This is a genomic window from Sphingobacterium sp. IITKGP-BTPF85, assembly GCF_001006065.1.
GTDB lineage: Bacteria > Bacteroidota > Bacteroidia > Sphingobacteriales > Sphingobacteriaceae > Sphingobacterium > Sphingobacterium anhuiense.
This window is the reverse complement of sequence record NZ_ASZT02000061.1, coordinates 16,755-29,732: the sequence shown is the minus strand read 5'-3', so window position 1 is coordinate 29,732 and position 12,978 is coordinate 16,755. Positions and strand designations below refer to the sequence as shown.

General features: G+C 36.6%; 12 protein-coding genes and 2 pseudogenes. 4 read left to right on the top strand and 10 right to left on the bottom strand.

Annotation, left to right across the window (positions count from 1 at the left end; all coding sequences use genetic code 11):
* The 10 genes and pseudogenes from L950_RS13210 to L950_RS13180 form a co-directional block, all read right to left on the bottom strand.
* The coding region (locus L950_RS13210; RefSeq protein ID WP_021191059.1) for an ABC transporter permease at positions 1-886 on the bottom strand (886 nt) is incomplete at its 3' end.
* Positions 887-888: 2 nt separating this feature from the next.
* Positions 889-1,092, bottom strand: a complete 204-nt coding sequence (locus L950_RS13205) for an ABC transporter permease (RefSeq protein WP_197086420.1) — start codon at positions 1,090-1,092, stop codon at positions 889-891.
* Positions 1,080-1,487: an ABC transporter permease gene (locus L950_RS13200; RefSeq protein WP_021191057.1), complete on the bottom strand. Its 408-nt coding sequence runs from the start codon at positions 1,485-1,487 to the stop codon at positions 1,080-1,082. Before L950_RS13200 ends, L950_RS13205 begins: the two co-directional genes overlap by 13 nt.
* A gap of 54 nt (positions 1,488-1,541) precedes the next feature.
* Positions 1,542-3,941 (bottom strand): ABC transporter permease, encoded by a 2,400-nt coding sequence (locus L950_RS13195; protein ID WP_021191056.1) that lies wholly within the window; start codon positions 3,939-3,941, stop codon positions 1,542-1,544.
* 93 nt (positions 3,942-4,034) lie between these two features.
* Positions 4,035-4,710 (bottom strand): annotated as a pseudogene (locus L950_RS13190) (ABC transporter ATP-binding protein).
* A 49-nt stretch (positions 4,711-4,759) separates the two neighbouring features.
* Entirely contained in the window at positions 4,760-5,095 is a 336-nt protein-coding gene (locus L950_RS26525; RefSeq protein ID WP_052764405.1) for an ABC transporter permease, read from the bottom strand.
* Between the two features lie 85 nt (positions 5,096-5,180).
* Complete coding sequence (locus L950_RS26520) at positions 5,181-5,861, bottom strand: ABC transporter permease (RefSeq protein WP_156169680.1); 681 nt, start codon at positions 5,859-5,861, stop codon at positions 5,181-5,183.
* Entirely contained in the window at positions 5,855-7,123 is a 1,269-nt protein-coding gene (locus L950_RS26515) for an ABC transporter permease (RefSeq protein ID WP_052764403.1), read from the bottom strand. The genes L950_RS26520 and L950_RS26515 overlap by 7 nt, the downstream gene beginning before the upstream one ends.
* A gap of 105 nt (positions 7,124-7,228) precedes the next feature.
* Positions 7,229-7,534, bottom strand: coding sequence for an efflux RND transporter periplasmic adaptor subunit (locus tag L950_RS33230; RefSeq protein WP_231577255.1), 306 nt, complete (start codon positions 7,532-7,534; stop codon positions 7,229-7,231).
* Between the two features lie 23 nt (positions 7,535-7,557).
* Complete coding sequence (locus L950_RS13180) at positions 7,558-8,481, bottom strand: HlyD family secretion protein (RefSeq protein WP_231577254.1); 924 nt, start codon at positions 8,479-8,481, stop codon at positions 7,558-7,560.
* 312 nt (positions 8,482-8,793) lie between these two features.
* Between L950_RS13180 and L950_RS13175 the strand changes: the two genes are divergently transcribed.
* The 4 genes and pseudogenes from L950_RS13175 (at position 8,794) to L950_RS13165 (ending at position 12,888) form a co-directional block, all read left to right on the top strand.
* On the top strand, positions 8,794-10,101 hold the full coding sequence (locus L950_RS13175) for a TolC family protein (RefSeq protein WP_031288933.1): 1,308 nt from the start codon (positions 8,794-8,796) through the stop codon (positions 10,099-10,101).
* Between the two features lie 104 nt (positions 10,102-10,205).
* Positions 10,206-11,114: pseudogene (locus tag L950_RS35430) on the top strand (sigma-54-dependent transcriptional regulator); the annotation flags it as partial.
* 319 nt (positions 11,115-11,433) lie between these two features.
* Positions 11,434-11,565: a helix-turn-helix domain-containing protein gene (locus L950_RS33225; protein ID WP_021191054.1), complete on the top strand. Its 132-nt coding sequence runs from the start codon at positions 11,434-11,436 to the stop codon at positions 11,563-11,565.
* Between the two features lie 3 nt (positions 11,566-11,568).
* Complete coding sequence (locus L950_RS13165; protein ID WP_021191053.1) at positions 11,569-12,888, top strand: sensor histidine kinase; 1,320 nt, start codon at positions 11,569-11,571, stop codon at positions 12,886-12,888.
* The last annotated feature ends 90 nt before the right edge of the window (positions 12,889-12,978 follow it).

Sequence of the window (12,978 nt, the reverse complement as noted above, 5' to 3'; positions counted from 1 at the left end):
AAGTAGCGATACTAACAGTGCCTGTTAACTTTTGAATAGATTCTTTAATATTCTTTAATTTGTCCATAGAAGGCACGGAGCGTATTGGAATCGTAACAATGTTAGTCGCCTGATATCCGAGATCTTTTTTAGAAATATGTCTCATCTGTAGCGAAATAATGATAACGCCAATAATCAATATAATAGAGCAGGTGAATTGAAATATAACCAAACCCTTACGTAGGTATTGAGCAATCTTACCTTGTGTGATGACATTTTTCATAAGGGAAAGGCTCGGAATATTGGCCATGATAAAGGCAGGATAACTACCCCCTACAAGCGTTATAATTAACCATATAGTCAGGCAGATGCCCATATTTTCTAGGGTAAATAAATGAGGAACAGCGAGACCAGAGCCAATAATGTGATTAAATGTAGGGAGTGCTACAAGAGCCAAAATTATTCCAACAGTAATAGACAAAAATGCAATAATACCTGTTTCAATGTAAAAACGAAATTTAATCTGGTTGCGATGTGCTCCCAAAACTTTGTTAATTCCTACTTCTTTTGCATTTTTTTGCGAGCGAGCTGTCGCAAGATTCATATAATTAATGCACGCAATCATGATAATAAGAAAGGAAAGAAAAAATACTGTTTTAACAGTTTTTATATTTCCTTCTCGAGTAGACATATTATCGCGTAAATCCTGTGATTGTAAATAAACTTGGGATAAAGGTTGTAAGTAAAATTTAGTGAAATATTGATTGTCCTTTGGTACATACTTATCAATAAGGGCTGTTGCTTTTTTTTCGATTTGAGCAGGATCAGTGTGATTGCTTAATAAGCAAAATGTATAGTAGCTTGCGTTAGACCAGTGCACATTTTTTCCCATCCAAGAATCCATCATATTCAAAAAAATGTCGCCTTCAAAGGAACTATTTCCGGAAAATCCTGAAACACACCCGAAATGGTTAAAGTATCTCGTTGATTAATAATTATTTTTTTATTTAATGCAGGTCCTTTACCAAATATTTTGTTTTTCTTACTGGATGAAATGACAACATTTTTTGGATTTGAAAAGGCAGTAATACTATTTCCTTCTATAAATTCCACATCAAATAAATTAAACAAGGAGGAGTCGGTGAGATAAATATTTTTTCGATGAAATTATTATCATTAGCACGGACAGAACCAAATCCTGTAAAATCTAGCCTTACCAATCGGGCGGTTGATTTTACTTCAGGAATATCATCTTGCATTGCGGGACCAACCGCATTAGGAAGATTGCTCCATTTCTCATAATTATATTCCCCGTTGGATTCCAATAGAACACGATATATATTGGCTTCCTTCTTAAATTGCTTATTAAAACTTAATTCTTGGCGACCGTAAGTTATCAATAGGATAGCAACGGACAAGCTTATGGCTAAACCAAATATATTGAGAATACTGAAAAATCTATTCTTCCAAAGACTACGCCATGCGATTTTGATATAATTCTTTAACATAATTTTTTTATAACACAGGCTATTAAAACCGGTAAGTGCTTTATTCTTTATATACTACTCATTCCTTAGATTATCAGAGATATTTGAACGGGATGCTTTTACAATATGAATGCATATCGTACAGGCTGCGACAATAAGTAAGACAGCTGCCGATAGTACAAATTGCCACACACTAAGAGATATTTTATAAGCGAAGCCTTGCAACCAAGCATTTGTCGCCCACCAACCAAGCGGGATCGCAATCAATACAGCTAAAGCAACTAGACGTAAAAAATCTTTACCAAGTAACATTCCTAAATCGCTTAAGTCTGCTCCCAGAATCTTACGGATACTGATTTCTTTTGTCCTACGTCCAATTAAAAATGCAGTTAGCGCGAATAACCCAATAATGGCCATTGCAATGGCTGTAAATCCAAAGAAGGTGACGATGCGTTTTAAGCGCAGATGACTCGCAAATAGTTGTTGAAAATTTTCATCTAAAAAAGAGTGACGAATTCCTAAACCAGGTTCAATACCTTTCCATAGTTTCTCAATACCTGCAACCGTTTTGTGCGTGTCACCGCCAGAAAGTTTAACCAAAATCGCACCTCCTGATTGAAAAACACAAGCATCATTACCTATCGTGAAGACAGTCGGTTGTATTTCCCGCTCAAAGCCCAGCACATTAAAGTTTTTCACAATTCCTACCACCTCGATTGGAACACTATCACAGTCAGGGTAACTAATATATGCTCCTCCAGCATGTTTAAGACCTAATTTTTGAGCTGCGGCCTCATTGATAATAGCCGATCTTGTATGCTGGTCAGCATGATTGTCATTGAATGACCTGCCGTCAACTAAATCAATGTTGAGCGTTTTAAAATAATCCTGATTTACTTTGACCGACCCCAGGCGATAGGAAGCCCCTGCATGTTTAAAATTCATTGTCGATGTATCCGATAAAACATCACCAGGAACCTTGGTTGTTTTCGCCACAGACTGTACACCCGGTATACGAAGCAGTTCATTTTTAACCTGGTCAAAGTTTTCGTCTCTGTTTTTCTGTATGAATGCTTGCACACGTAGCACCTGTTCACTCGAGAACCCTTTGTCTGACTGCTGCATGTAAGTCAATTGCCGATTAACAACTACAATGCTGATAATGAAGAAGGTCGCCACAACAAATTGAACCACAATTAATCCGTTTCGTAAAGCAAGTCCTTGTTTTCCGGTTGAGTAATCACCTTTAAGAACTTTTGTGGTGTTATAGCGCGAGAGGAAAACGGCCGGATAAAGTCCGGAAAGCAAGGTGACAGTAACAAGGGAACCGGCAATCTGAGCAATTAATGACCACGAAGATGCTATACCAAATAAATTTAAAGAGACTCCGAATTCCTGATTAAAATAAGGTATGGCTACGCTTAAAAGTAGGAAGGATAAGAATAATGCGATGGTACATTGCAGGGCAATTTCCACCATAAATTGCCAAAATAAATTAGCACGGCTAGAGCCAAGAACTTTTTTGATCCCCACCTCTTTAGCGCGTCTCAAAGAAGATGCAATCGAAAGGTTACTAAAATTAATTGCTCCGGTAAAGAGAAGCAGTATAGCTAAAACCAATAAGATTGAAATCGTGCCAATATTGCTAGTTCCGTGTTTAGGGAAATTATGGATATCATGAACGGCATCGACAAAAAGACTTGTGTGATTGGCAGATTTGATATACTGATCATATGTCTTGCCTGTTTCTTTCATAAGTCTTTCCGTATAATAAATACGGTCTATTGCTGTCTCCAAATCATTTCCAGCTAGGATATTTTTGGTTTTAACATACGTATGGAAGGACCAATTTCCCCAATGATAGTTTTGTTTTTCAAATGGTGAACGGTATACGATTTCAATATTCAGATGAGTCGGCCCTTCTGGATTTTCCATAATTGCAGTCACCTCGAAATCAAATGAATTGAATGTTTTAATAGTCTTTCCTATTGGGTTTTCATTTCCGAAAAGTTTATTAGCCATCGATTCACTAATGACCATGGCATTTGGTTTTTGTAGAGGATTTAATGCATCTCCTGCTACAATCTTATATGGAAAGACTGAGAAAAAGAGTGAGTCTGCAGATATGGTACCACTTTGTGAAAATGTTTTTTCTCCTACAGAAAGAGGTACTTCAAAAGTAGCATCTGTTGAAATTTTAGTGCTAGATTCGATTTGAGAACCATTTTCAAGCAATAAAGTCGCTAAAGGTGCCTGTGTATTGGGAGAAATATCATTCTCGGCGTCACGAAGCGATACTTTATATACTTTTTCAAGTTCCGCATCCCAACGGTCATAATTAAGTTCATAGTTGAGGTATAATAAGATCATCAAGAAACTAGTTAGACCTACAGTGAGTCCAAGAATATTAATGGCCGAATACCCTTTGATTTTCCAAAGGCTACGTAAGGTTAGTTTTAAATAGTTCTTTATCATCTTAATTTATGTTGCTTCAACTGGTGTATTTTTTCTTACAACCCTGATTCAGTTTTTAGACTTGTTATTATAATTATTTATTAAAGTGATCAATTATAATGTTGCTGTTTCCATAATGACCTGTCCATCTAACATACGGATCACACGATCGGAAAATTTAGCATCGTGCTCACTATGTGTTACCATGACGATCGTTGTTCCAGCTTCATTCAGCTCTGTTAATAATTGCATCACTTCGTTACCATTATTGGAATCTAAGTTACCCGTAGGCTCATCGGCAAGAATTAGTTTTGGATTATTGACAACAGCCCGAGCACTGCAACACGCTGCTGCTGACCTCCAGACAGTTGTTGAGGGAAGTGATTGCGTCGGTGCATGATCTGTACTTCTCCAAGACCTCTTCAACGCGACGTTTACGCTCTGCTGCAGGAACATTGGTATAAACCAGAGGAAGTTCTACATTTTCAAATACTGTCAGTTCATCGATCAGGTTAAAACTCTGAAAGACAAAACCAATATTATGTTTACGTAAATCCGAACGGCCACGTTCTTTGAATTTAGCGACTTCAATTTCATTAAATAAGTAGCTTCCTTCATCCAAATCATCCAGAAGCCCGATAATATTGAGCAGCGTTGACTTACCACATCCAGAAGGTCCCATGACGGCAACAAATTCACCCTCCTTAACATGGATATTCAAATTATTGAGTGCCACGGTCTCTACTTCTTCTGTACGATAGTACTTTTGAAGGTTACTGATTTTGATCATATTTTTTGTGCTCATATCTTTATGTATTGTTTGTAATTGTTCTATTTTATTATTGATCTCTTAATGAGTTTGTAGGGTTAGATAATGCCGCCTTTAAAGCTTGGCCTGAAATCGTTATGATGGCGATAACAAGTGCAAGTGCTCCACTGAGTAAAAATACTAGCCAGGAGATATCAATGCGATAACCATAATTACCTAACCATTGATTCATCATGTACCAAGCGATCGGAAAAGCGATCAGGCAAGATAGAAAGATGAGTATAATGAATTCACGATTGAGCATATTGATCAGTCGCGTAACAGATGCTCCCAATACTTTTCGAATACCAATTTCTTTTGATCGCTGTGCTGTTGCAAAAGCTGACAGCCAAATAGACCTAGGCAAGAGATGATAATAGAAAGGATGGAAAACACTGAGGCTAGTTTTTGAATAAACAGTTCAGATTGAAATGTATTATTAAAAGAATCATCTAAAACCGATATTCAAAAGGATAAGAGGGATTATATTTTTTAATAATTTTTTCAATTTGCTGAATAACGACCGGAAAATCAACACCATTTTTAGTTTTAATATTTAAGATTCCATTAGATGCAGAAAAAGGAATAAAAATAAGTGGCATTGGCGATGAATAGACACTGTTATAAAGAAAGTTTTTAACAACACCCGCTATTCGAAAGGATTCTGTTCCATAGGTAATCGTACTTCCTGCAACCATTCCATCTTTTTTGATCATTTTTGCGAGAGTCTCATTTACGATAATAGATGTACTATCTCCTAAAAAGTGTGGATTAAAGTTACGTCCATCTATCATTTTCATGTCCATGCTTGGAATAAAACCATCATCAGTTCGCAACATACTAATTAGAATACTGGATTTGGGATCTTTCCCTTCCCATTCAAAGCCACTTGAATTGCTGCCGATATTTAAAACACTCATATCGCTAAGCCCTACATGTTCAATATTTCCTGTAGCTTTTAACTGATCTTTTATTAAATCAATATGTTTAGATAAATTACCTTGGAGATTGGTGGTAATGACTTGACTGCGATTATAACCTAAATCTCGACCTTTGGCATAGTTTATCTGTTGATAAATGATAATCGTACTTATAATAAGAACAATTGATGCGGTATATTGCAAAACTACCAATCCTTTTCGAATGAAATTGACGCACCAGCTTTCTGCTTGTGTCCTTTTAACGTCGAAATAGGATTGAATGACGAAAGATAAAATGCAGGATAACTTCCAGCAAATATGCCACATGATAATACAATAGTGAGTAAAAATAATAGATGGTTTGTACTCAATAGATTTACTTCGAGTTTTTGATTGATAATACTATTGAATGGTCCAATGGATATGTAGATAAACACAATCGCCAATAATGCGGAAAGAAAGGCGAAGATCAAAGATTCTCCCAAAAACTGAGCAATTAAAGAATTTTTTGTTGCTCCAACCACTTTACGCATACCAACCTCTTTAGCTCTTTTTTCCGATCTGGCTGTAGCCAGGTTCATGAAATTAATGCAAGCAATTAGTAATACGATGCAGGCGACAAGACTAAATAACTTGACATTTTTAATCCCACCTTCTTTCTCGTTCCCATTTTGATCGAATGCATTGTAAAGGCGCCAGCGGTTCATCGGATAAAGGAAGTTCTTAGAAAATGTAACTTGGCCGTTTGTTTTATTTTTAACAAAGTCTAATAACTTAGCATTAATCTGATTAACATCAGCATTTTTCTCCAGTTGGATCAAGGTCATGATTCCATTATTACCCCATTCTTTTAACCATTCTTGTCCGGTCTCAAATTTTTTGAAAGGAATCATCCAATTAAATTTCAAACTGCTATTATTCGGAAAATCCTGGACAATACCAGAAACAATATACGATTCATTGTTACCGATATGAACAGACTTTCCAAGTGCGGGTTCATCCCCAAATAATAGCTTTGCACCATCCAAACTAAGAATAATATTATTAGGCTCTTTAAGTGCTTCAGAACGATTACCTTGTAGGAAATTTATTGATAATAAATCGAGAATTTCGGGTTCGGCATGATAACCATTTAGATAGAGATTATTCTCCCCATTTGAAAACAATAGGGAATTATTCGAGCCAACTCTTACTGCATGTTTTATACCTGGAATTTCTTTTTCAATAGCTTGGCTTAAGGTGCCTGGAGTTGATTCGAATACGAAAGTAGCACCATCATAAGTCTGTTTGGATTTAACAACATAGATGTCATCTATTTTCGTAAAGTTCTTATTATAGTTTATCTCATTTTCTACCCATAGAAAAATTAAAGCTGCTGCGGCAATGCCAATAGCGAGCCCAAAAATATTAAGAAAGCTGTAGCTTTTGGTTTTCCAAAGGTTACGAAAGGTGGCTTTTATAAAATTTTTAATCATGTCTTTACTGTATTAGAATGAGGTGTTAAACTATTGAAAAACACCTCAGAAATTTTCTCTTTACTTTTTTGGAGGATTAGCGCGAGCATCCTATCATAAGTTTTATTAGCGTTTAATATTTAACTCCTGTACTTTATCATAAGTTTCATAGCTGGATACAATTACTTTATCACCAGGCTGTAGACCTTTAATGACCTCATAATATTCAGGATTCTGTCTTCCCAGTTGAATATCCACACGGTAAGCAGTATTTCCATTTTTATCCAGTTTAAAGATCCAATTACCACCGGTCTGCTGATAAAATCCTCCTTTTGCAAGTAATACTGCTTTGGTCTCGTCACTCAAAGCCAATCTGATCTGTAAAGTCTGCCCTCTGCGTATACCCTTAGGAACTTCATTGATAAATTCCATATCGACCTGAAACCGTCCATTTGTTACTTGTGTATATACTTTTTGATTCTTAACTTATATGCTTTATCACCAATCGTGAATTCACCTTGAAGATCCGGAAAAATTCGATTGATATAATGCTCGTCAATATCCGCACGAACCTTAAATCCCGTAAGCACGTCGATCTGTCCAAGACGTTCGCCTGCATTTTTATTTTGCCCAATTTCAGCGTCAAATGATGTTAATTGACCATCTACAGGAGAACGTACGATCAAATCGCCGATTTTTCTCTTCATCAATTCAAGAGCACTTTGTGTACGTTGATATGTTTCTTTATCCTGATGAGCTTTTTGATTGGTCGAAACCTCATCCTGTTTTAGGATTTGTTTCGTTAAATTAACCCTTTCTTTTTGGTAGTTATAATCATTTTTTGATTTTTCAAATTCTTGTGATCCAATCGCTTTTTCGTTTAGTAGCTTTTGATTTAGTCGATAAATACGTTCGGCTTCTTTATAAGCCTGTTCTACATCTGCCATCTGGTTACGGTTATTGATCGAAACCTGTTGTGCATTGGTTTGAGCGATCTGCGATTGTGTCAAGAGGTTTAATACCTGTGTTTCATATTGAATAAGACTAAGTTCTTGATCCGTATTGGACAACCGCATGATTGGATCTCCTTTTTTTAATATTGTGCCATCTTCTACATATTTTTCCTCCACACGGCCTCCAACAGAAGCATCTAAATAAATACTGCTAATAGGAAGAACAGATCCATTGATTGGAATGAATTCCTGAAAATTGTCTTTTTTAATCTCAACGATGGAAATACGATCTGCTTCTACATTCAACTTGCTGTTACCGCTTGTAAAATAAAAGCTTGCGGCTATAAGGCCGACCAAACCTGTAATTCCGACTAAGGTTAATATGCGTTTGTTATTCCACTTCTTCTTTTCTAAAGGTCTGTCCATAATACGTTTCAATTTTGTTATTATCTATGAAAGATGTGCCATAAATGTAATGCATTGATATTCATTTCATTATTGTGTTTTAGCTATTTGTTTAGTGTTCGTAATCGAACACTTATTGTTCGGCTGCGTACAACTTGATCACAAAGCCGTTTTTTATGGTGAACAATGAGTGTATTCTTGAAGTGTTCGAAAGCGAACACCTGCATGTACGAAGATGAACATATATCATTATTGGTTATTGTTATTTAGTTGATAATTAGTGATTTGTTTGTTTGGCATGGCCTGTGGTTAAAGATTTGGAAAATATGAAATATGAAACGAATCTTTATATACAGTTTGTGTTTTCTTTGTAGCCTGACTTTTGTCCGTGCACAAGTTCAACAGCGCTCGTTGAATGAATGCATACAGTTGGCTATCAAAGCAAATCCGGCTTTAATGCAGAACGAACTAGATGTAAGAAGGGCGGACATTAATTTGAAACAGGCAAAAGCGAATCGACTGCCAGATGTCAATGCAGGGTTAAATCACGGTTTTAGTACGGGGCGTTATTTGGATAAGACAATCAACCAATATACGACAACAAATAATTCTTCGGGAGGAGCTTCTTTAGGAGTAACTGTTCCTGTGTTTAACGGATTTCGAATTTTGCACGACGTACGTATGAAAGCTGATGCAAAAACTGCCAGCAAGTTGGAATTCGATTCGCAGATCAATACGCTTAAACTGGATGTGATCGAATCGTTTATTCAGATTTTGACTGCTCAAGATGTATTGAAACAGTCCGAATTGCAAACTGAGGTGACCAGAGAACAGGTGCGTAGGGCAGAAGTACTTCATAAAGAAGGTGCAATTGCACCGGGAGATTATTTTGATCTGAAAGGACAATTGGCGAATGATATCAATGCAATTGAAAATAACAAACAGATTTTGTATCTCAATAGACTGAGGTTATCTACTTTATTGAATGTAGATGAAACAAGTCTGGGCGAGTTGAAAGCAATCGAATTTAAACAAGATGCCGAAATTAAAACTGCAGCGCAATTGTTTGATGCCGCTAGTGAGAATTTGCCAATTATACCAGCACTGGATTGGCGGATCAAGGCTGCTGAACGCAATATTAAAGTAGTGAAATCAAATTATTGGCCATCCTTGTCTTTCAGTGCAGGTTTATCAACAAATTATTCAAACGGTGCTGATTTTGGTTATTTTAAGCAATTCAACAATAATTTAGGAAAGTCAATTGGACTCAATTTAAACATTCCGATTTTCAATCATCTTGCTGTATATAATCAAGTGAAATTAGCTAAATTAGATCTGGAATCTGCCAAATTTCAAAAAGATGTTAGTCTCAATGAATTACGTACCGAGACGGCTAAGGCTGTTTTTAATTTGAAGAATGTCAGTAATAACATCGTTCAATTGCAAGAACAGCAACAAAGTTATTCGGAATCATTTCGTATTGCACAGGTACATTTTGAGGCAGGAAATAGCAATTCCGTACTGTTCTTAACAGCAAAGAATAAATTGGACAGTAGTCAGATTCAGTTGCTTGTGAAGCAATATGAATGGTTGCTTCAAAAATATATCAATGATTATTATGCAGGCTCGTTAAATTTATAGTTATCTTAGTATCTGAATAAAAGCATGTATGAGTATTCTTTTATAATTATTAACAATAAATTACTCATGATAACCTCATTGCCAGTGCAGAACAAATTATTTTAATGAAGAAATCAGCAGTTTTAGTCGTCGATGATGACCATGATTTATTAACAGCAGCACGTATATTGCTGAAGCCCAAAGTGAGCCATGTGCAAGTAGAATCTAATCCAGAAAATCTCATGGGGCATCTGGATAAGATGTCTTACGATCTGGTTTTACTGGATATGAATTTCAAAAGTACAATCAATACGGGTAATGAAGGGTTGTTCTGGTTGTCACGGATAAAAGAAAAATATCCAAATATTCGGGTTATCATGATTACAGCGTATGGAGCTGTTGACCTAGCCGTGAAATCGCTCAAACAGGGGGCTTCAGATTTCGTGGTAAAACCATGGATTAACGAACATCTATTGGCTACAATAGAAAGTGCACTGACAGAAAATAAAAATCAAGACAAAAAAGTTAAAAATTCGCTTTTAACGTTGGACGGTGTGCCCGATTTAATTGGACAGTCGGTCGTAATGGATGAGTTGCAATATAAGTTAGAGAAGATTGCTCCGACAGATGCAAACATATTGATTTTAGGAGAAAATGGTACAGGAAAGGATCTGATCGCACAGGCCATTCAGAAACGTTCACTTCGTGCCAATGATGTCTATGTGAAAGTTGACGTAGGCTCTTTAACGGAAAGTTTGTTTGAAAGCGAATTGTTTGGATATAAAAAGGGAGCTTTTACGGATGCACGGGAAGATCGTCAAGGTCGGTTTGAAACAGCCAATGGAGGGACTTTGTTTTAGATGAAATTGGAAATATCTCGCTGCAGCAACAGTCTAAATTATTGACCGTCCTTCAAAATCGTTATGTGACGCCATTAGGATCACATCAGATGATTCCTGTCGATATCCGCCTCATAACAGCTACAAATGCTGGCTTGAAAGTACTTGCGGATGAAAATAGGTTCCGAAAAGATCTGATTTACCGGATCAATACTGTAGAAATACAGGTTCCACCTTTACGACATAGGGGACATGACATTCAACTTCTCGCAGAACATTTTTTAAACGTTTATGCTAAGAAATATAATAAACGGATTGACGGATTTGAAGCAGATGCCATAAAAAAACTCTTTTCTTATCATTTTCCGGGTAATGTACGAGAATTACAATACAGCATTGAACGCGCGGTGATTATGGCCGACCAAGCGAGTATTAGCGGTAACGATATCTTTTTTCCCCAATTGAGCAACAGCCCGAAGAAAGTTCATTTGACACGAGCATTGCTGGTACAAATTTGGAAGAATTAGAAAGAAAAGCGATTAAAGCGGCGATAGACCGATTTAATGGAAATATAAGTAAAGCAGCAAAGGAGTTGGGACTGACACGGGCAGCCTTATACAGAAGATTGGAAAAATATGATATCTAAAGAATGAAAGGTAATCGATTCTTTAATCTAGTTAAATTACTGATTTTGTTGGCAGGATGTGTGATCGATGCCTTTCTGGTGTTTAAGGGTTTTTATACCTATGCTGTTTTGATTTTTATTCTGCTTGCCTGCTTAGCTTACAGCATCTATCAGCAAATCCACTTTTTATCGCAGCAAGTGGTCGAGTTTTCCGAGGCGGTGAAATACCATGATTTTACACGTAGATTCGTTGTTAAAAATGCGAAATCAACGGAAGGTAGACTTTTTACCTCTTTTAATCAGATTAACGACACCTATAAGGAGATCAGCATGGATAAGGAGATCCAGCATCAATATCTCGACAGGGTTATTAATATGCTAAATTCGGCTATTATATTCTATCAATTGGACAACGGAAAAGTGATGTGGGTAAATGATGCTTTTAAGCAATTGTTTCATATGCCGCATCTAGGAAATATTTCTGCCCTGAAGAAAAAACACGAAGAATTGTACGAAAAGACCATGCGTTTGGATGTTGGACAGCAACAAATGGAATCTGTACAGTCAAAAAAAGGAAAGATAAAGTTGCTTATTCAGAGTTCCAGCTTTGAAACACAAGACGCAGTCTTTCGGATTGTCGTCTATCAAAACATCAATGAAGCGATGGATGAGACCGAAACGAAAGCCTGGCAAAAGCTTTTAAGGGTGTTGACGCATGAAATCATGAATTCAATTGCTCCGATCAGTTCGCTAGCAGAGACTTTAAACGGAAGGCTAAATCATTTCAGAGGACAGGAAGATATAGAGGATTTAAAAGTAGGAATTTCGACCATCCAGCGCAGAAGTCAGGGACTTTTGCATTTCGCTAAAAGCTACAGGATGATCAATAAGGTCGACGAGCCTTTGCTGGTTCCCATTTCTGCGGCACAGCTTTTTGAACATATTTACCAATTATTGGAACCGACAATTCTTCAAAAGAATGTGGATGTAGATATTATTCTGAAGAATACGCGCTTGGTTCTTCACGCTGATGTTAATCTGATTGAACAGGTTATCATCAATTTGATGTTAAATGCTATTGACGCAGTTAAATTAAATGACAATCCATATATCAGTCTTTCTGCCATAGAAGCCGACGGTAAGATACAGGTAAGGATTGAAGATAATGGAATTGGTATACCCAGTGATTTGCAAGAACAAATTTTTACACCATTTTTTACAACAAAGAAGACCGGTACAGGTGTTGGCTTGACATTGAGCAAGCAGATCATGCTGTTGCACAAAGGGACGATTTTTGTTAATAGTGAAGAAGGAAAAGGAAGTGTTTTTATTTTACAGTTTTAAGTTATTTCTTGCTATTGACTCATTTTATCGCTAACAGTTCTCCGCTGGTTAGTCCTATGTTTCTGTGTTTTATCATCAACCATTCACGAA